The organism is Prosthecomicrobium pneumaticum (genome assembly GCF_014199915.1).
Lineage (GTDB): Bacteria > Pseudomonadota > Alphaproteobacteria > Rhizobiales > Kaistiaceae > Prosthecomicrobium > Prosthecomicrobium pneumaticum.
Window position 1 is genome coordinate 233,596 of sequence record NZ_JACHOO010000006.1, and the last position, 20,150, is coordinate 253,745.

At 71.1% G+C, this 20,150-nt stretch carries 14 protein-coding genes; 10 read left to right on the forward strand and 4 right to left on the reverse strand.

Going from position 1 to position 20,150, the window contains the following annotated elements; translation table 11 throughout:
- Positions 1-28: 28 nt before the first annotated feature.
- The 3 genes from GGQ63_RS15210 to GGQ63_RS15220 are packed head-to-tail and all read left to right on the forward strand — an operon-like array spanning position 29 to position 3,434.
- Positions 29-1,537 (forward strand): sugar ABC transporter ATP-binding protein, encoded by a 1,509-nt coding sequence (locus GGQ63_RS15210; protein WP_183857300.1) that lies wholly within the window; start codon positions 29-31, stop codon positions 1,535-1,537.
- A gap of 2 nt (positions 1,538-1,539) precedes the next feature.
- Positions 1,540-2,565 (forward strand): ABC transporter permease, encoded by a 1,026-nt coding sequence (locus GGQ63_RS15215; protein ID WP_183857302.1) that lies wholly within the window; start codon positions 1,540-1,542, stop codon positions 2,563-2,565.
- 14 nt (positions 2,566-2,579) lie between these two features.
- Positions 2,580-3,434: an amidohydrolase family protein gene (locus GGQ63_RS15220; RefSeq protein WP_183857304.1), complete on the forward strand. Its 855-nt coding sequence runs from the start codon at positions 2,580-2,582 to the stop codon at positions 3,432-3,434.
- A gap of 57 nt (positions 3,435-3,491) precedes the next feature.
- On the opposite strand, the gene polA is transcribed toward GGQ63_RS15220, so the two are convergent.
- Positions 3,492-6,512, reverse strand: a complete 3,021-nt coding sequence (polA, locus tag GGQ63_RS15225; protein ID WP_183857306.1) for a DNA polymerase I — start codon at positions 6,510-6,512, stop codon at positions 3,492-3,494.
- Between the two features lie 163 nt (positions 6,513-6,675).
- On the opposite strand from polA, the gene GGQ63_RS15230 reads away from it, so the two are divergent.
- From GGQ63_RS15230 to GGQ63_RS15240, 3 genes are all read left to right on the forward strand, one after another.
- Positions 6,676-9,273 (forward strand): transglycosylase domain-containing protein, encoded by a 2,598-nt coding sequence (locus GGQ63_RS15230; protein ID WP_210308529.1) that lies wholly within the window; start codon positions 6,676-6,678, stop codon positions 9,271-9,273.
- A gap of 58 nt (positions 9,274-9,331) precedes the next feature.
- Positions 9,332-9,511 (forward strand): hypothetical protein, encoded by a 180-nt coding sequence (locus GGQ63_RS15235; RefSeq protein ID WP_183857308.1) that lies wholly within the window; start codon positions 9,332-9,334, stop codon positions 9,509-9,511.
- A gap of 104 nt (positions 9,512-9,615) precedes the next feature.
- Positions 9,616-9,831, forward strand: coding sequence for a hypothetical protein (locus GGQ63_RS15240; protein ID WP_183857310.1), 216 nt, complete (start codon positions 9,616-9,618; stop codon positions 9,829-9,831).
- 116 nt (positions 9,832-9,947) lie between these two features.
- Here the strand turns inward: GGQ63_RS15240 and GGQ63_RS15245 are convergent, their stop codons facing one another.
- Entirely contained in the window at positions 9,948-10,100 is a 153-nt protein-coding gene (locus GGQ63_RS15245) for a hypothetical protein (protein ID WP_183857312.1), read from the reverse strand.
- Between the two features lie 56 nt (positions 10,101-10,156).
- On the reverse strand, positions 10,157-10,522 hold the full coding sequence (locus GGQ63_RS15250; RefSeq protein ID WP_246429804.1) for a DUF6481 family protein: 366 nt from the start codon (positions 10,520-10,522) through the stop codon (positions 10,157-10,159).
- Positions 10,523-10,711: 189 nt separating this feature from the next.
- Between GGQ63_RS15250 and GGQ63_RS15255 the strand changes: the two genes are divergently transcribed.
- From GGQ63_RS15255 to trxA, 4 genes are all read left to right on the forward strand, one after another.
- Entirely contained in the window at positions 10,712-11,446 is a 735-nt protein-coding gene (locus GGQ63_RS15255) for a nucleotidyltransferase family protein (RefSeq protein WP_183857314.1), read from the forward strand.
- 19 nt (positions 11,447-11,465) lie between these two features.
- Complete coding sequence (addB, locus tag GGQ63_RS15260; protein ID WP_183857316.1) at positions 11,466-14,579, forward strand: double-strand break repair protein AddB; 3,114 nt, start codon at positions 11,466-11,468, stop codon at positions 14,577-14,579.
- On the forward strand, positions 14,576-18,067 hold the full coding sequence (gene addA, locus GGQ63_RS15265) for a double-strand break repair helicase AddA (RefSeq protein WP_210308530.1): 3,492 nt from the start codon (positions 14,576-14,578) through the stop codon (positions 18,065-18,067). Before addB ends, addA begins: the two co-directional genes overlap by 4 nt.
- Before the next feature lie 77 nt (positions 18,068-18,144).
- The gene (gene trxA, locus GGQ63_RS15270) at positions 18,145-18,462 is read left to right on the forward strand and encodes a thioredoxin TrxA (RefSeq protein WP_183857320.1); all 318 of its coding nucleotides are present in this window, start codon (positions 18,145-18,147) and stop codon (positions 18,460-18,462) included.
- Between the two features lie 121 nt (positions 18,463-18,583).
- On the opposite strand, the gene GGQ63_RS15275 is transcribed toward trxA, so the two are convergent.
- Entirely contained in the window at positions 18,584-20,083 is a 1,500-nt protein-coding gene (locus GGQ63_RS15275) for a phosphomannomutase/phosphoglucomutase (protein ID WP_183857323.1), read from the reverse strand.
- Positions 20,084-20,150: the final 67 nt, after the last annotated feature.

Sequence of the window (20,150 nt, forward strand, 5' to 3'; positions counted from 1 at the left end):
CGCCCTCTCCTCTTCTCCAGGCGACGCCATGTCCTTCACCGCACAAGCGGCCGCTCCGCCGATCGTCGAGGCGATCGGCGTCTCGAAGCGCTACGGCCCCACGATCGCGCTGCACGAGGCGCAGCTGCGCGTCGTCGCCGGCGAATCGCACGCCCTCGTCGGCCGCAACGGCGCCGGCAAGTCGACGCTGGTCGGCATTCTCACCGGGCTGCGCGCGCCCGACACCGGCATGGTGCGTTTCGCCGGCGAGCCGGCGCCGCCGATCGCCGACCGCGAAGGCTGGCGCCAGCGCGTCGCCTGCGTCTACCAGCACTCGACCATCATCCCCGACCTGACGGTCGCCGAGAATCTCTTCATCAACCGCCAGCCCGAGAAGCGCGGCTTCATCTCCTGGCCGACCCTGAAGCGCGAGGCGCGCGCCCTCCTCGACCGCTGGAACGTCGCGGTCTCCGAGGACATGCGCGCCGGCGATCTGCGGATCGAGGCGCGCCAGCTGGTCGAGATCGCCCGCGCCCTCTCCTACGGCGCGCGCTTCATCATCCTCGACGAGCCGACCGCCCAGCTCGACGGCGAGGAGATCAAGCGGCTCTTCGTGCGCATCCGCGAATTGCAGGCGGCCGGAGTGACCTTCCTCTTCATCTCGCACCACCTGCAGGAGGTGTATGAGATCTGCCAGACGGTAACGGTGCTGCGCGACGCCCGGCACATCGTCACCGCGCCGGTCGCCGACCTGCCCAAGGACCGGCTGATCGAGGCGATGACCGGCGAGCAGGTGCATTTCGGCTTCGCCGACGCCGCCGGCCGCAGCCCGGTGCGCGATGCCCCGGTGGCGCTCGAGGTGAAGGGCATTTCGGGCGAAGATTTCGAGGATGTGAGCTTCACCGTCCGCAAGGGCGAAACGATCGGCATTTCGGGCGCCACGTCGAGCGGACGCGTCGGCGTCGCGGAGGCCGTCGCCGGTCTCGCCCGCTTCGGGAAGGGCGAGATCCGCATCGAGGGGCGGCGCCTGCCGTCCGGAAACGTGCCCGCGGCGCTCGCGCTCGGGGTCGGCTGCGTTCCGAAGAGCCGGCACGACCAGGGCCTCGTCCTGCCGCTCTCGGTCGCCGACAATGGCACCATGACGAAGGCGGGCAGGATGGGGCCGCTCGGCTTCATTGCGCCCCGCCGCCGCGCCGAGACCACCAACCGGATGATCCGCGAGCTCGGCGTCGTCACGCAGGGGCCGGAGCAGCCGGTGTCCGGCCTGTCGGGCGGCAATCAGCAGAAGGTGGTGATGGGCCGCGCGCTCGCCACCGACCCGTCCGTGCTCGTGCTGCTCGATCCGACCGCCGGCGTCGACGTCAAGTCGAAGGAGGCGCTGCTCGCCGTCGTCGAGCGGATGCGGCGCGAAGGCAAGGCGATCCTCGTCGTCAGCGGCGAGATCGAGGATCTGAGAACCTGCGACCGCGTGCTCGTGATGCGTCACGGCCGCGTCGTCGCCGAGAAGAAGGCCGGCTGGAGCGACAACGAGCTCGTCGCCGCGATCGAAGGAATCTGACGATGACCACCCGCGACACTGCCGGCGGCATCGCCGCCGCCTCCGCCGGCCGCCCGGCCTTCCTCTCCGCCGCCGCACTGCGGCTGCGCGACCTCGCCCTCCTGCCGGCGCTCGCCGTGCTCGTCGTGGTCGGCACCTTCGTCAGCCCGGCCTTCCTGACCCAGGCGAACATCTACACCATCCTCACCTCCTCGGCGGCGCTCGCCCTCGTCGTGCTCGCCGAATCGCTGATCATCATCACCGGCAAGTTCGACCTGTCGCTCGAATCGATCGCCGGCTTCGCGCCGGCGATCGGCGCCATGCTCGTCATCCCGGCGGCGACCAACGGCTTCGGCACGGAACTGCCGACCTATGTCGGCATCCTCGCCATCCTGGCGATCGGCGGGCTCGTCGGGCTCGTCAACGGCTTCCTCGTCGTCCACCTGAAGCTCAACGCCTTCATCGTCACGCTCGCCATGCTGATCATCCTGCGCGGCATGCTGGTGGGGGCGACGAACGGCCGGACGCTGTTCGACATGCCGGACGCCTTCTATGCGCTGATGATCGTCACCGTGCTCGGCCTGCCGCTCGCCGTCTGGCTCGCCGCGCTCGCCTTCGCGGTCGCCGGCGTGATGCTGCGCTATCATCGGCTCGGCCGCGCCCTCTACGCGATCGGCGGCAATGCCGAGGCGGCGCGCGCCGCCGGCATCCGCGTCGAGCGCGTCGTCTGGGGCGTCTACGTCATCGCCGGCATGCTCGCCGCCGTCGGCGGCCTCGCCATCACCGGCTATGTCGGGGCGGTCTCCGCCAATCAGGGCAACGGCATGATCTTCACCGTCTTCGCGGCGGCGGTGATCGGCGGCATCTCGCTCGAGGGCGGACGCGGCACGATGTTCGGCGCGCTGACCGGCGTACTCCTGCTCGGCCTCGTCCAGAACCTCCTCACCCTCGCCCAGGTGCCTTCCTTCTGGATACAGGCTATCTACGGCGCCATCATCCTCGGCGCGCTGATGGTGGCCCGCGTCACCTCCGGCCGCGCGCAGACCTGAGAGAGCGCCCCCCGATGCCCTCCTTCCCGATCGTCGACACCCACGTCCATCTCTACGACCCGGCCGCCCTGCCCTATTCCTGGACGGCGGGCTCGGATGTGCTCGGCCGGTCGAGCCTGCCGGCGCGCTATTTCGAGCGCTCGGCACCGGTCGAGATCGAGGCGATGGTGTTCGTCGAGGTCGACATCGACGCCGGCCACCATCTCGACGAGGCGCGTTTCGTGACGCGGCTCGCCGACGACGAGCCGAAGCTGCGCGGCATGGTCGGCCATGTGCCGATGACCAAGGGCGCCGCCGCGGCCGAGGATCTCGAACGGTTCGCCGGCCTGCCGCTCGCCCGCGGCGTGCGCGACCTGATCCAGAAGCACGCCGACACGCCCGGCTGGTGTCTCCAGCCGGCCTTCGTCGAGGCGGTGAAGCTCCTGCCGCGCTACGGGCTCTCCTTCGATCTCTGCATCTTCCATCCGCAGATGAAGGACGCGATCGAACTGGTGAAGCGCTGCCCCGACACCCGCTTCGTGCTCGACCATATCGGCAAGCCGGGCATCAAGGCCGGCGTGTTCGATCCCTGGCGGGCCGATATCGCGGCGCTCGCCGAACTGCCGAACGTCGCCTGCAAGATCTCCGGCGTCGCCACCGAGGCCGATTTCGAGCACTGGACCGAAGAACAGCTCGCGCCCTACATCGCCCATGCGATCGAGCGCTTCGGCTTCGACCGGGTGATGTTCGGCGGCGACTGGCCGGTGTCGGAGCTCGCCATCGGCTATGCGGAATGGGTCGCGATCGTCGAGGGTGTCGTCGCCGGGGCATCGGAGACGGAAAAGAGAAAGCTCTTCCGCGACAACGCGATCGCCTTCTACCGGCTGTAGGCGCCGCGGCGCCTGCCCGCCCGTCCGCCGCGGCGGACGGGCGATGGGGCAGAACCCTCAGTGCGCGTCGTCCCAATTGTCGGCGGCGCGCGCTTCGACCTTAAGGGGCACCGAAAGCTGGACGGCGGGGAGCGGTGCGTTCTCCATCACGTCCGCGACGACCGGCAGGGTGCGCTCGACCTCCTCCTCCGGCACCTCGAAGACCAGTTCGTCGTGCACCTGCAGCAGCATGCGGGCCGACAGCCCGGCGGCCGCGAGCGCGCCCTCCATCCGCACCATGGCGCGGCGGATGATGTCCGCCGCCGAGCCCTGGATCGGCGCGTTGATCGCCTGGCGCTCGACGGCGGCGCGCTGCGAGGGGTTGGACGAGTTGATGTCGGGATAGTGGCAGATGCGGCCGAACACCGTCGTCACATAGCCGCGCTCGCGGCAGAGCCGCTTGGTCTCGTCCATATAGGCGCGGATGCCGGGGAAGCGCTCGAAATAGCGGCGGATATAGGCGCCCGCCTCGTCGCGCGGGATGGCGAGCTGCTCGGCGAGGCCGAAGGCCGAGATGCCGTAGACGATGCCGAAATTGATCGCCTTGGCGCGCCGCCGCACATCCGAGGGCATGCCCTCGACCGGCACGCCGAACATTTCCGACGCCGTCATCGCATGGATGTCGATGCCGTCGGAGAAGGCCTTCTTCAGCTGCGGGATGTCCGCCATATGGGCGAGCACGCGCAGCTCGATCTGCGAATAGTCGGCCGAGATCAGCTTGTGGCCGGGGGTCGCGACGAAGGCCTTCCTGATCTTGCGGCCTTCCTCGGTGCGGATCGGGATGTTCTGGAGATTGGGCTCGGAGGAGGACAGCCGGCCCGTCGTCGTCGCGGCGAGCGCGTAGGAGGTGTGCACCCGGCCGGTCTCCCGGTTCACATAGCCGGGCAGGAGATCGGTATAGGTCGATTTGAGCTTTGCGAGCTGGCGCCAGTCGAGCACCTTGCGCGGCAGCGGATGGCCCTCGGCCGCGAGCTCCTCGAGCGTGCGCGCGCCCGTCGCCCACTGGCCGGTCGCCGTCTTCTTCGCGCCCGGCAGGCCCATGCGGCCGAACAGGATGTCGCCGAGCTGCTTCGGCGAGCCGATCGTGAAGCGTTCGCCGGCGAGCGCGTAGACGTCCTCCTCGATGCCGCCGAGCGCCTGCGCGAACTCCGCCGACATGCGCGACAGGATTTGCCGGTCGATCGCGATGCCGCGCCGCTCCATCCGTGCGAGGGTCTCGACCATCGGCCGCTCGAGCGTCTCGTAGACCGTCGTCAGCCGCTCGGCGGCGAGGCGCGGCTTCAGCACCCGCCACAGCCGCAGCGTGACGTCGGCGTCCTCCGCGGCGTATTCCGCCGCCTTGTCGATCGGCACGAGATCGAAAGTGACCGCCGACTTGCCCTTTCCCGCGACGTCCGCATAGGCGATGCACTTGTGGTTGAGGAAGCGCAGCGCCAGCTCGTCCATGCCATGTCCGGACGAGATGCCGCCACGGCCGGCATCGAGCACATAGGAGATCAGCATCGTGTCGTCATAGGGGGCGACCTCGATGCCGTAGCGGGCGAGCATCAGCCAGTCGAATTTGAGGTTCTGGCCGATCTTCAGGACACCCGCCGATTCCATCAGCGGCTTCAGCCGCTCGATCGCCTCGGGCGTGCCGATCTGATCCGGCAGAAGGGCGGAATCGAAGAGGCCCGAGCCGTTGCGATGGAGGAGCGGCACATAGGCGGCGCGGCCCGGCTCGAGCGCGAGCGAGATGCCGACGAGATCGGCGCTCATCGCATCGAGACCGGTGGTCTCGGTGTCGAAGGCGACGAGCCCCCGCTCGAAGGCTTCGGCGATCCAGGCGTCGAGCCGTTCGATCGTGGTGATCGTCTCATAGCCGGACCGGTCGCAGGGGTTCGCCTTCGCCGCCTCGGCGCGGGCGGCGGCGAGCGCCTGCGGGGTCATGCCGCCGGCCGGCGCGGGGGGCGCGGCCGCGGCAACACCGGCGGCAGCCGGCGCTGCGGATTCTGCACCGGCCGCCAAAGGTTCGCCCTGCGCAGGGGCGGCGCCGTCGAAGCGCTGCGCGATCGCGGCATCCGGCTCGATCTCGGCCGGATCGACGCCATAGGCGTCGGCGACCCGCTTCGTGAGCGTGGTGAATTCGAGCGCCTTCAGGAAGGCCACCAGCCGTTTCGCATCGAGCGCCCCGAGCGCGAGATCGGCGAGCGGCACGCCGACCGCCATGTCGCAATCGAGCGTCACGAGCCGCTTCGACAGCCGCGCCCGTTCGGCGTTCTCGATCAGCGTCTCGCGGCGCTTCGGCTGCTTGATCTCGGAGAGCCGGGAGAGCAGCGTCTCGAGATCGCCGAACTCGGTGATCAGCTGCGCCGCCGTCTTGATGCCGATGCCCGGCACGCCCGGCACGTTGTCGGTCGGGTCGCCGACGAGGGCCTGCACGTCGGTGACCTTTTCCGGCGGCACGCCGAACTTCTCGATCACGCCGGCCCGGTCGAGCCGCCGCTCGGGCCGGTAGCCCGGCTTGCCCTTCACGCCCGATTCGAAATCGTAGAAGGTCACCTTGTCGGTGACGAGCTGCATCAGGTCCTTGTCGGCCGAGACGATCAGCACGTCGGCGCCGGCCTTCTCCGCGGCGCAGGAATAGGCGGCGATGATGTCGTCCGCCTCGTAGCGCTCCTGCTCGACGGGCACGAGGCCGAAGGCGCGCACCGCCTCGCGCATCAGGGGGAATTGCGGGATCAGCTCGGCCGGCGGATCCGGCCGGTGCGCCTTGTAGTCCGGATAGATCTCGCGGCGGAACGAATCCTCCGACTTGTCGAAGATGATGGCGAGATGGGTCGGGCGGATGCCGACCGCCCCCTCGCGGATGAACTGCAAGAGCTTCGTGCAGAACAGCCTCACCGCGCCGGTCGGCAGGCCGTCGGACCGGGTGTTGTATTTCCGGTCCTGATTCATCGACTGGAAATAGGCGCGGAATACGAAGGACGAGCCGTCCACCAGGATCACCTGGTCGCCGGGCTTGACCGCGTTGGGATGGGGGGCGGAGGTGTCGGACATGGCCGGGACTATGCCCGCCCGCGATCGGATTTTCCACTCCGGAACGGGCCGCGCCCGGCCTGGCGGGGGACGCGGCGCGCCCCGCCGCGCCCGTCAAATCGCCGTATTCTGCGGCCATTCCTCGGTCGCGCGGACGGGCGGACAGGATGGAAAGTCGATAGGGATGGCAGGATCGCTTCGCGGCACGCCGAGGATCGAGCCGAAGCTCGACGGCACGACGCCGCAAGGACCCGAGACCCTCGACCTCCGGCTCGGTGCCGCCGATCGCGCCGCCGCGTCCTCGCCCGGGGACGATGGCCGGCGCCGCCGCAGGCCTCCGCCGCGTGAGGAGGACGACAGCTTCGAGGACGCCGAGTTCGAGGACATCGCGCCGGAGCCCCGTGCGAGCGGCGGCAAGTCCGCAAAGGCGCGGCGGCCCGCGGCCGTCTCCTCGGAGCGCAAGCGCCGCAAGCCGAAGGCGAAGCGCGGCCGCCGCGGCGGCGGCAATGGCGGGCGTCGCAGCCTGCTCGGCCGGATGGTGCGCTTCGCCCTGATCGTCGGCATCTGGACCTTCGTCGCGGTCGCCGGCGTGCTCGCCTATTACGCCACCACTTTGCCGACCACGGCCGCCCTCGCCGTGCCGAAGCGGCCGCCCAACATCAAGATCCTCGCCACCGACGGCACGCTGATCGGCAATCGCGGCGATACGGGCGGCGAGGCGCTCGGCCTCGACGAGATGCCGGACTATCTCTCGAAGGCCGTGCTGGCGATCGAGGACCGGCGGTTCTACTCGCATTTCGGGGTCGATCCGCTCGGCCTCGCCCGCGCCGCCTATGCCAATCTGCGGGCGGGCAATGTCGTGCAGGGCGGCTCGACGATCACCCAGCAGCTGGCGAAGAACCTCTTCCTCACCCCCGACCGGACGCTCGAACGGAAGATCCAGGAGGTCGTCCTCTCGCTCTGGCTCGAGGCGCGCTACTCGAAAGATCAGATCCTCGAAATGTATCTGAACCGCGTCTATCTCGGCGCCGGCGCCTATGGCGTCGACGCCGCGGCGCGGCGCTATTTCGGCAAGTCGGCCGCCAATCTGTCGCTGAAGGAGGCCGCGACCATCGCGGGTCTCCTCAAGGCGCCCTCGCGCTACGCCCCGACCACCAATCCGGACGCGGCGGATGCGCGCGCCAATGTCGTGCTCGGCGCCATGCTCGCCGCCGGCTTCATCAACGGGACGGAAGAGAAACAGGCGCTCGCCGACAAGGTTCAGACCAAGAGCGAGGATTCGAACGGCGCCGGCAATTATGTCGCCGACTGGGTCGCCGATGTGCTGCCCGATGTCGTGGGCGCGCTCGACCAGGACGTCATCGTCGACACGACGATCGATCCTACCCTGCAGGCCGCCGCGGCGAAGGCGGTCGCGGACGGCCTCGCGAAGAACGGCGCCAAGGCGGGCGTCGACCAGGGTGCGCTCGTCGCGATCGAATCGAGCGGTGCGGTGCGCGCGCTCGTCGGCGGCCGCAGCTACGAGAAGAGCCAGTTCAACCGCGCCACCGAGGCGAAACGCCAGCCGGGCTCGTCCTTCAAGCCCTTCGTCTATCTGACGGCGCTCGAATTCGGTCTGGTCCCCGAGACGGTCCGCGTCGACCAGCCGATCAAGATCGGCAAATGGGAGCCGAAGAACTACGCCAAGGACTATAAGGGCCCGGTGACGCTGCAGACCGCGCTCGCCCTCTCGATCAACACGGTGGCGGCCGAACTCGCCAACGAGGTCGGCCCCGAGCGGGTGGTCGAGACGGCGCACCGGCTCGGCATTTCCTCGCCGCTGCAGGCCAATCCCTCGATCGCGCTCGGCACATCCGAGGTGACGCTGCTCGAACTGACCGGCGCCTACACGCCCTTCTCGAATGGCGGCCTGTCGATCCCGCCCTATGTCGTCTCCCGCGTCCGCGGCATCGACGGCAAGGTGCTCTACCAGCGCCCCGCGACCGCCGCGCCGCAGATCGTCGATCCGACCATGGTCGGCATGATGAACGGCATGATGGCCGATACGCTCGCCCGCGGCACGGCGCGCAAGGCCCATATCGACGGCTGGGACGCGGCCGGCAAGACCGGCACCAGCAATGATTTCCGGGACGCCTGGTTCATCGGCTACACCGCCCATATGACGACCGGCGTCTGGCTCGGCAATGACGACAACAAGCCGACCAAGCGGGTGACCGGCGGCGGCCTGCCGGCGGAGATCTGGAACGGCTTCATGGCGGCGGCCCATCGGGGTGTGACCCCGGCGAAGCTGCCGGGCGACTACCGCTTCCGCGATCCCGACACGTTCGACGCCATCGCCGCGCCCTCGCAGGAGATTCGTCCGCCGGCCGATGTCGGCGCCGGCGATGCGGTCGCCGCCCGCCCGCCATCGGCGCGCGATCCCGGCGCGGCCGACGAGACCGCCATGGGCGACCCGGTCGAGGGGGACCGGCGCTATCTCGACACGCCGCCGCCGCGCAACGAGGCCCGGCGCGACACCTGGGACGAGCCGGCGCGGCCGGCGCGGCGCGACGAACCGCTCTATGACGAATGGGGCTATCCGGTCGACCCGCCGCCGCTGCGCGAACGGATGGCGCGCGATCGCCGCTATGCCGAGGAGCGGCCGCGCTATGACGACCGCGCGGCCGAGGAGCGTTGGCCGCCTGAGGCGGTACCGCTGCCGCCCGCCGATGTCGGCGACGACTATTATTATGAGCGCCGGCCACGGCGACCGCTGCTCGACCGGCTGTTCGGGGGCTGGTAGCGGGAAACGGATCGCCGCCACTCGCGTTGACCCTGTCCGAAACGAAAAGGACAGGGCCATGGACGCGCGCAATCAGAGAACCCCGCCGAAGCAGACCGGTCCCGAAGGCGAGCCGGAACTCACCGCGACCGAAGCCCGGCAGGGCCAGTCGCTCAACCGGATGCGCTATGTGCTCGGCATCGGCCTCGTGCTCGTCATCTTCGGCTTCATTGCGAGCTATATGCTCGCCCCGAGCTGACGCGCCCCGGCCGGCGATCGGAACCTCACGGGCAGCGCGGGGTTGAGAAGGCGCGGTCCGAACGGCCGCTCCCCGATCCGTTCCGAGCACACGAGGGAAACCCCATGCGCGCTCTCGCCTCCGCCGATCAGGGTCAGACAGCGCCCGGACGGCCCTACGCCCACCCCGCCACTGAATATCGCGCCGACGCCGACGATCACCGCGGATTCGCCTACCGGCTGGAGGCGCTCGCGACGCTCTCGGTGTTCGCCCTGACGCTCAGCTATCTGTCGGGCGCGGCCCGGATGATCGGCGCGCTGATCAGCACCGCCGTTTCCTGAAGACATCGGGCCGCATCGCGCCGCCGCGGCGATCGGGCGGCAGCGTGCGAATCATCGGCCGGCTCGGGACGATTTCTCTGGATTTCGGCTGGGCATCGGGATGTACAGCGCACGCCTCAGGCATCGCGCTGACGTTCCAGCTCCGCCGCGGCTTCCGGCGGCAGGTCCTCATCGCCCGTACGGACGAGCGGTCGCACCGGCGGCTTTCCCGTCGGTGCGGGTTGTTCGAGGCTCTTCTCGCCTCGCGGTTTGCGGTCGTCGTCGGCCATCGGATTCTCCTCCCACCGCCCGATTATAGGACAGCGAGAGGAATCCGTCGCCCGCCTCAGCGGGCGGAGCTGCCGGTCCGGACCTGGCCCGTTGCCGCTGCCGCGAGAGCGCGGGCGGCGAGTTCCATACGGCTCTTCGGACGCGCGGCTTCGATCGCCGCAAGACGCTCGGCCTCTTCGGCCGCCTTGCGGATCTTCTCCGCCTCGCGTTCCGCCGCCTCGCGAGCGAGACGCTCACGGCGGGCCGCCTCACGCGCGCGCTCGCGCTCGGCGCGCGCCTCGGCGATGGCGCGCCGCTCGGCCGCACGCTGCTGCGCCGCCGGATCCTGCTGCTGGGCCTTGAATTTCTCGAGCTGCGACTGCCGTGCGGCAATCGCCGACTGACGCCGATCGACGAAGCTCTGTTCCTTGAAGGCTGACAAGTGTCGTATTTCCCTTTTCGGTCTCGACGCGGGGACAATGCGCAGTCGGGCGGCTCTGTCAACCCCGCATGATCACGCAGGGAGCGCGGCGCTTTACTGTGTCATCGGGGACCCGCAGAATCGGCATGCCCGATCGAATCGCGAAGGGGCGCGCCGATCCCTATATGGGGGCGAACAGGGAGTTTTTGAATGCCCACCGCCACGGCTTTTCGCCCGAGGCACGCGATCGTGCTCGCCGCCGGCCTCGGCAAGCGCATGCGGCCGATCACCGCCACCGTGCCGAAGCCGCTCGTCGAGGTGGCGGGGCGAGCGCTGATCGACCATGCGCTCGACCGCCTGGCACAGGCCGGCATCGAGGAGGCGGTGGTCAATGTCCATTACCTCGCGCATCTGGTCGAGGTACACGTCCGCCGCCGCACCGCGCCGAAGGTGACGATCTCCGACGAGCGCGACCTGCTGCTCGAGACCGGCGGCGGCATCAAGAAGGCGCTGCCGCTCCTCGGACCCGACCCCTTCGTGGTGATGAACTCCGATTCGTTCTGGATCGAAGGGCCGCGGCCGAATTTCGACTGGCTGTTCACGACCTGGGACGAGGCGCGGATGGACGCCCTCGTCATGCTGGCGCCGACCGTCACCGCCGTCGGCTATTCGGGACCCGGCGATTTCGTCATGGACAAGGACGGCCGGATCCGCCGCCGGCCGGAGCGCACCGTCGCGCCCTTCGTCTATCCGGGCGTCGCGCTCCTCCATCCCCGCCTCTTCGACGACGCGCCGGACGGACCCTTCTCGCTCAACCTCCTGTTCGACAAGGCGATCGAGGCCGGACGGCTCTACGGCGTGCGGATGGACGGCATCTGGGTGCATGTCGGCACGCCGGAGGCGATCCGCGAGGCGGAAGTCTGCGTGCAGGAGAGCGCCGCCTGAGCGGCGCCCCGCCCCCGGCATGAGCGGCCCGCGCGTCTTCACCATCCCGGCGGGGGTGCCCTTCCTCGATACGCTGGTCGACGCGCTGTTCTCCGGCCGACTCGGCCCGGTGCCCGATTTCGAAGCCGATCCCCTCGCGCTCGCCGACGTCACCCTCTTCCTGCCGACGCGCCGGGCGGCGCGCGCGCTCGCGGAGCGGATCCTCGCCCGGCTCGGCGGCCGCGGCGCCATCCTGCCGCGCATCCGGCCGATCGGCGACGCCGACGAGGAGGAGCACCTCCTCACGCCCGTCGACGGCGAGGACCCGGACGCGAGGCTCGCCCTGCCGCTGTCGATCGGCCGGCTCGAACGGCAGCTGATCCTCGCCCGGCTGGTGCTCGCCTGGGGCCGCGCGATACGCGCCGAACAGCTCCGCCTCGCGCCCGACGAGCCCGTGCTGGTCGCCGCGAGCGCGGCGGACGCGCTGCGGCTCGCCGGCGACCTCGCCCGCCTGATCGACGACGTGGAAACCGCCGGGCTCTCCTTCGACGCCTTCGCGGCGCTCGTTCCGGAGGCGCTCGCCGGCTATTTCCAGATCACGCTCGATTTCCTGAAGATCGTCGCGGAAGCCTGGCCCGCGATCCTCGCAGAGCGCGGTCTCGCCGATCCCGCGGTGCGACGCGACCGGCTGATCCGCGAGGAAGCGGCGCGCCTCGCCGCCGCGCCGCCGCGCGGGCTGGTCGTCGCCGCCGGTTCGACCGGCTCGATCCCCGCGACCGCATCGCTCCTCGCCACGATCGCCCGGCTGCCGAACGGCGCGGTCGTTCTGCCCGGGCTCGACACGGCGCTCGACGAGGCGGGCTGGGCGGCGATCGGCGCGGTCGGCACCGAAACCTCGGCGCCCGGCCATCCTCATTATGCGCTCAAGCAATTGCTCGCCGGGATGGGCGTGGTGCGGCGGGACGTCGTCGCCCTCGCCGAAGCGACGCCCGCACTCGCCGCCCGCGCCGCGCTCCTCTCCGAGGCGATGCGGCCGGCCGAAACCACCGAGGCCTGGGCCATTGCGCCCGCGCCGCCGGCCGCGGCGACGCAAGGCATCGCCCTCCTCCTCGCGCGCACCGAGCAGGAGGAGGCGCTCGCCATCGCGGTGGCGCTGCGCGAGGCGATCGCCACCGAAGGCCGGCGCGCCGCGCTCGTCACGCCGGATCGCACGCTCGCCCGCCGCGTCGCCGCGGAGCTCGCCCGCTTCGGCATTTCGGCGGATGATTCCGGCGGTCGGCCGCTGTCGCGCGCCGCCTCGGCGACCTTCCTCCGCCTCCTCGTCGCGGCCGCCGCCTCGGACGGGGCGGCCCTCGATCTGCTCGCCCTCACCGCGCACCCCTTCGCCGCCTTCGGGTTCGATCCCGCCTTCTGCCGGCGTGCCGGACGCCGGCTGGAACTCCTCGTCTTCCGCGGCCGCGTGCTGTCGGGCGGCCTCGCCGGACTGGTCGCGGAAACCGAGGCGGCGCTCGCCGACCATGCGTCCGGCGAAGGCCGGCTGCCGCGGCCGGTGCGCCGGCTCGGCGCCGAGGATCGCGCCATGGCAGCCGATCTCGCCGCCCGCCTCGCCGCCGTGCTCGCACCGCTCGCCCTCGTCCTCGGGGCGCGGCAGACCGATGCGGCGGCGATCACCACCGCGCTCCTCACGGCGGCACGCGCCGCCGCCGACACGGGGGCGGGCGACGGCCTCGCGCTCTTCGGGGGGGAGGAGGGCGAAGCGCTCGCCGGCCTCGTCGCCGGTCTCGCCGGACCCGACGGCGCCGGCATCACACTGTCGGGTCCGGAATATCCCGGCTTCCTCGCCGCGGCGATGGAGGGCGTCGCCGTGCCCGGCCGACCGGGTGCCGACCCGCGGATCGCCATCTGGGGCACGCTCGAAGCGCGGCTGCAATCGGTCGACACGCTGGTGCTCGGCGGCCTCGATGAGGGCGTCTGGCCGGCCGAGACCCGCACCGACCCGTTCCTGTCGCGCCCGATGCGCGCCGCGCTCGGCCTCGAGCCGCCCGAACGGCGGATCGGCCAGTCGGCGCATGATTTCCTCGGCGCGCTCGGCACGCCGGACGTCATCCTCACCCGCTCGGAGAAGCGCGGCGGCAGCCCGACCCTGCCGGCCCGCTGGCTGCAACGGCTCGACGCCCGGCTCGGCGAAGAGGGCCGCACACCCTTGCTCGCCCGCGGCGCGCGCTTCCTCGCCGCGGCGCGCCGGCTCGATACGCCCGCCGCCCCGCTCCGGCCCGCCCTGCGGCCGCGGCCCGCTCCGCCCGTCGCGGCGCGGCCCCGCCGCCTGTCGGTGACCGAGATCGAGACGCTGGTGCGCGACCCCTATGCGATCTACGCCAAGCACGTTCTCGGCCTCGATCCGCTCGATCCGCTCGGCGTCGCGCCCGACGCCGCGGCGCGCGGCACGCTGATCCACGCGGCGCTCGCCGAATTCGCGCAGAGCTGGAACGGCTGGTTCGACGCGCGCGCCGAGCGGGCGCTGATCGCGATCGGCGAGCGGCACTTCCGCGCTGTCGCCCCCTTTCCGGACATTCACGCGCTGTGGTGGCCGCGCTTCCGCGCCATCGCCCGCTGGTATGTCGGCTGGGAAGCGGGCCGGGCCGCCGAGATCGCCGAGCGTCACGCCGAGATCGCCGGCGACTGGACGATCGCGGCGCCCGCCGGGCCGTTCCGGCTGACCGGCCGGGCGGACCGTATCGACCTGCGCCGCGACGGCACGCTCGACATCCTCGACTTCAAGACCGGTGCGCCGCCGAGCGCCCGGCAGCTCTCGACCGGGCTCGCGCCGCAGCTCGCCCTCGAGGTGGCGATGGCGCGCGCCGGCGCCTTCGGCTCCGGCTTCGCCGGCCGGACGGTGGCGACGCTCGGCTGGATCGGCCTCGGCCGCGCCGGACGCGGCGAGCCGTTCTCGAATGCGGCGAAGGAGAAGGCGCCGGACGCGCTCGGTGCCGAAGCGGCGCGCCAGCTCGCCGCGCTCGTCGCCGCCTATGACGATGCGGGCCGCGCCTATCTCTCGCGCGCCCGGCCGATGTTCGAGCGGCGCTACGAAAGCCCCTACGACCACCTCGCCCGCGTGCGGGAATGGATGCTCGGCGGGGCGGAGGAGGAGCCGTGAGCGGCCGCGCGGTCGATCCGGCGACGCGGGCATTGCAGGCGCGGGCGACGGCGCCCTCCGCCTCGGCCTGGGTGTCGGCGAATGCCGGCTCGGGCAAGACCTTCGTGCTCGCCCGCCGCGTCGTCCGGCTGCTCCTCGACGGTGCGGACCCCTCCGCCATCCTCTGTCTCACCTTCACCAAGGCGGCGGCGGCGGAAATGTCGAGCCGCGTCTTCGCGATCCTGTCCGCCTGGACGCGGCTCGACGATGCCGCGCTCGACACCGAGATCGCCGCGCTCGAGGGCGCGCCGCCCGCCGCCGCCCGCCGCGACCGGGCCCGCCGCCTGTTCGCCCGGGCGCTCGAAACCCCCGGCGGGCTGAAGATCCAGACCATCCACGCCTTCTGCGAGCGCGTGCTGCACCAGTTCCCCTTCGAGGCGAATGTCGCCGGCCGCTTCGAGGTGCTCGACGAGCGGGGCGCGGCGATGCTCGCCGAGGAGACCCGGCGGGCCGTGATCGCACGGGCCGCGGCCGATCCCGGGCCGCTCGGCAACGCCTTCGCCACCGTGCTCGACGCGGCGAGCGATCAGGGCATCGAGACCGCGCTCGAGGCGATCGTGGCGAAGCGCGATGCGCTCGGGGCGCTCGTGCGCGCCCATGGCACGCTCGACACCGCGATCGCCGCGCTCGGCCGGGCGCTCGGCCTCGCGCCCGGCGAGACGGCGGCGACGCTGTGGCCGCTGATGCTCGACGCCGCAGAGGGCGGGCGGGAGGCGCTCGCCCGGATCGTCGCGGCCGCCGCGGCGAGCGACAAGCCGACCGACCGGAAATGCGCCGAGAAGCTCGAAGCGCTGCTCGCCATGGAGGAGCCCGTCGCGGCGGGCGAGGCCTATCTCGATTTCTACCGCACCGCCGCGGGCGATTGGCGCAAGCCCGACAAGATCCTGACCAGGGCGGTGCGCGACCGGCTCCCGGATGTCGCCGACCTGTTCGCGCGCGAGATCGACCGCGTCGCCGCGCTCGCCGACCGGATCGCGGCGGCCGAGAGCCATGCCGCGACGGCCGCGCTGCTGCGGCTCGGCGAGGCGGCGATCGACGGCTATGAGGCGGCGAAGCGGATCCGCGGCGTGCTCGACTTCCAGGACCTCGTCAGCCGCACCGCCGATCTGCTCGCCCGTTCCGATGCCGCCGCCTGGGTGCATTACAAGCTCGACCGCGGCGTCTCGCACATCCTGGTCGACGAGGCGCAGGATACGAGCCCGCGGCAATGGCAGGTCGTCGAGCGGCTGGCCTCGGAATTCTTCGCCGGCGAGGGCGCGGTCGAGCGGACGCGCACCCTCTTCGCGGTCGGCGACGAGAAGCAGTCGATCTATTCCTTCCAGGGCGCCGTGCCGGCCTGGTTCGGCCGCCAGCGCACGCGCTTCCGCGGCCGCGCCGGGCAGAGCGGCGCGCCCTTCGAGGATGTCGCCCTCCATCTCTCCTTCCGCTCGACGCCCGCCGTGCTCGCCGCGGTCGACGCCGTCTTCGCACAGCCTGAGGCGCATCAGGGCCTCGCGCAGGAGGATGCGCCGACCGTGCACGCGGCGCATCGCCGCGGCGAGCCCGGCCGCGTCACGCTGTGGCCGCCGATCGCCGCGGAAAAGCGCGCCGAGCCCGAGGACTGGCACAGCCCGCTCGATCATCTCGACGAAAAGGCACCGGAGATCACCCTCGCCGAGCGGATCGCCGCGACGATCAAGAGCTGGATCGACGGCCGTGAGCCGATCGAGGCGACCGGCCGGCCGATCCGGGCCGGAAACATCCTGATCCTGACACGCAAGCGCGGCGCCCAGACCGACGCGATCAACCGGGCGCTCAAGGCGGCGAAGGTGCCGGTCGCCGGCGCCGACCGGCTGGCGCTCGCCGGCCACATCGCGGTGATGGACCTCGCCGCGCTCGGCGACGTGGTGCTGCGGCCGGAGGACGATCTGGCGCTCGCCGCGCTCCTCAAGAGCCCGCTGATCGGGCTTTCCGAGGAGGCGCTGTTCGACCTCGCCCATGGCCGCAAGGGGTCGCTCTACGAGGCGCTGCGGGCCTCCGACGATCTCTTCGCCCGGGCCGCCTTCGAGCGGCTCGCCGCATGGCGGGCGAGAGCCGGGTTCGAGCCGCCCTTCGGCTTCTATGCCCGCATCCTCGGCGCGGAAGGAGGCCGCCGGCGCTTTCTCGAACGGCTCGGTCCGGAGGCGGACGAGGTGCTCGACGAATTCCTCGCCCAGGCGCTCGCGCAGGAGGAGATCGAACCGCCCTCGCTCGAACGCTTCCTCGCCCATCTGCGCGGTGCCGCGACCGAGATCCGGCGCGATCCGGACCTGCGGCGCGACGAGGTGCGGGTGATGACGGTGCACGGCGCGAAGGGGCTCGAGGCGGAGATCGTCTTCCTCGTCGATGGCGGCTCGGCGGCCGTCCATCCGAGCCACGACCCGGCGATCCTCGCGCTCTCCGACGACGCGGATGCGGAGGACGCGCCGCTCGTCTGGCTGGCGCCGCGGGCGCGGCGGCCGAAGACGGTCGAGACGGCGGTGGCGGCGGTGCGGCGGAAGGCGCTCCACGAATACCGCCGGCTGCTCTATGTCGGCCTCACCCGGGCGCGCGACCGGCTGATCGTCTGCGGCACGCAGAAGGAACGGAAGGGCGCCGACCCGCTGTGGATCGAGATGGTCGGCGCGGCGCTCGGCACGATCGGCACACCGGTCGAGGCGAAGGCGGGCGACGAGACCTTCGAGGCGATCGAATTCCGCCTGTACGAAGCCGTTGCCGCCGCGGGCGGCCCCGCCGGGGCGGGGCCGAAGCCGGAGGTGGAGTTGGCGCTCGCCGGCCCCGATCCGCTCGCCATGCCCCTGCCGCCGGCGCCGCCGGCGCTGCGCCGGCTGGTGCCGTCCGGCGGGGCGGAGGAAGCGCCGCCGCTCTTTCCCGCGGCGCGGGCGCTGGAAGAGGGGCCGGACGGCGGCATGGCGCTCGAGCGCGGCCGCATCGTACACCGCCTGCTGCAGGCGCTGCCCGACCGGCCGGCGGCCTCGCGCGCCGCGATCGGCCGGAGCTATCTCGACGCCGTCGCCCCCCTCTGGCCGGAGGCGGAGCGCGCCGCAACGCTCGCCCGGCTTCTCGCCCTGATCGAGGCGCCGGAGCACGCCGCGCTCTTCGAGCCCGGCACGCGGGCGGAAGTGGCGATCGCCGGCATGGTCGATACGGCGGGTGGCCCCGCCTCGGTGTCGGGCCGGATCGACCGGCTGTGCGTGACGCCGGAGCGGGTCACCATTCTCGATTACAAGACCAATCGCGATGTCCCCGGGAGCCTCGCCGCCGTGCCCGAGGCGCACATCACCCAGCTCGCACTCTACCGCGCCGTGCTCTCGCCGCTCTATCCCGGCCGCATCATCGACGGCGCACTCCTCTACACCGAGACGCCGCGCCTCATCGCCGTCGACGCGGCGACCCTCGCCGCGAGCCTCGCCACGCTCACCGGGCCGTGACGGCACGCCGCCTTGACCGGGCGGGGGCCGGTTCCTACCTTCGGTGCCCAACCTCACGCAGGCCCACGAGGCACGCCATGACCGTCAAAGTCACCGACACTTCCTTCGACACGGATGTGCTCGGCTCGAATCAGCCCGTCGTCGTCGACTTCTGGGCCGAATGGTGCGGTCCCTGCCGGATGATCGCCCCGGCTCTCGAAGAGATCGCGGGCGAGATGGACGGCAAGGTGACGATCGCCAAGCTCAACATCGACGAGAATCCGAACGTCGCGATTCGCTACGGCGTCCGCTCGATCCCGACCCTCATCCTGTTCAAGAATGGCGAGCCCACCGCCATGCAGGTCGGCGCCGCGCCGAAGGGCAAGCTCGCCGACTGGATCAAGAACGCGATCTGATCGCCGTTCGTCACGGCATGCGCAACGGGGCCGAAAGGCCCCGTTTGCTTTTGTGCCGTCCCCCGCCATCCGTCATCCCCGCGACGGCGGCGATGACGGGCGGCAAGGCCGCAGCCGGATCTCAGATCGTCTGGTTGTACTCGCCGACTTCCGGATTCTCGCGCAGCGTCTCGTCGACGGCTTTGAACATCTCGCGCATCCGCGCCTCGGAGACCGGGCTCTCGACCACGACGACCAGTTCCGGCTTGTTCGACGAGGCCCGCACCAGACCCCAGGTGCCGTCCTCGGTGACGACGCGGACGCCGTTGACGGTGACGAGATCGATGATCGCCTGCCCGGCGACCGGCTCGCCCTTCGCCCGCTTCTCCTCGAAGCGCTTCACCACCTTGTCGATGACGCCGTACTTCGTCTCGTCGTCGCAATGCGGCGACATGGTCGGCGAACCCCAGGTCTTGGGCAGCGCGTTCTTCAGGTCCGCCATGGTCTTCCCCGGATTGCGGTCGAGCATGTCGAGGATGGCGAGCGCCGAGATGAGACCATCGTCATAGCCGCGGCCGATCGGCTTGTTGAAGAAGTAATGGCCGGACTTCTCGAAGCCGGCGAGCGCCGAAAGCGCGTTGACCCGCCGCTTGATGTAGGAATGGCCGGTCTTCCAGTAGTCCGCCTTGACGCCGTTCTGGCGCAGCACCGGATCGGTGGCGAAGAGGCCGGTCGATTTCACGTCGACGACGAAGGTCGAGCCGGGATAGAGCGCGGAGAGGTCGCGGGCGAGCATCACGCCGACCTTGTCGGCGAAGATCTCCTCGCCCTCATTGTCGATCACGCCGCAGCGGTCGCCGTCGCCGTCGAAGCCGAGACCCACCTCGGCGCCGTGCTCGCGCACCGCGTCGGCGATGGCGTGCAGCATCTTCAGGTCTTCCGGGTTCGGATTGTAGCGCGGGAAGGTGAAGTCGAGCTCGGCGTCGAGCGGGATCACCTCGGCGCCGATCAGCTCGAGCACTTTCGGGGCGAAGGCGCCCGCCGTGCCGTTGCCGCAGGCGGCGATCACCTTGATCGGACGGTTGAGCTTCGGCCGGTTGGTGATGTCGGCGATGTAGCGGGTGGGGAAATCGTCGTGGAAGACATAGGCGCCGCCGCCGGAGAGATCGAAGGCCGCGGCGAGCACGATCTCCTTCAGGCGGCCCATCTCGTCCGGTCCGAAGGTGAGCGGCCGCGCGGCGCCCATCTTGACGCCGGTCCAGCCATTCTCGTTGTGCGAGGCGGTGACCATGGCGACGGCCGGCACGTCGAGTTCGAACTGCGCGAAATAGGCCATCGGCGTCACGGCGAGGCCGATATCGTGCACCTTGCAGCCCGCCGCCTGCAGGCCTGTGGCGAGGGCGAGCTTGATCGAGGCGGAGTAGGAGCGGAAGTCGTGACCGGTGACGATCTCGCGTTTGACGCCCATCTCGCCGAGCAGCGTGCCGATGCCCATGCCGAGGGCGGTCACGCCCATCAGGTTGATCTCCTGGCCGAACAGCCAGCGGGCGTCGTATTCGCGGAAGCCGGTCGGCTTCACCATCGGCTTCGATTCGTAGTCGTAGGTGTTCTGGACGAGCTTGGCGACCGGCGTCGGAAACATGGGCAACTCTCCCCGAAAGAGCGTTTCTGCACCCACACTGCGCGGGCACGCACCCGGAAGCAACAGC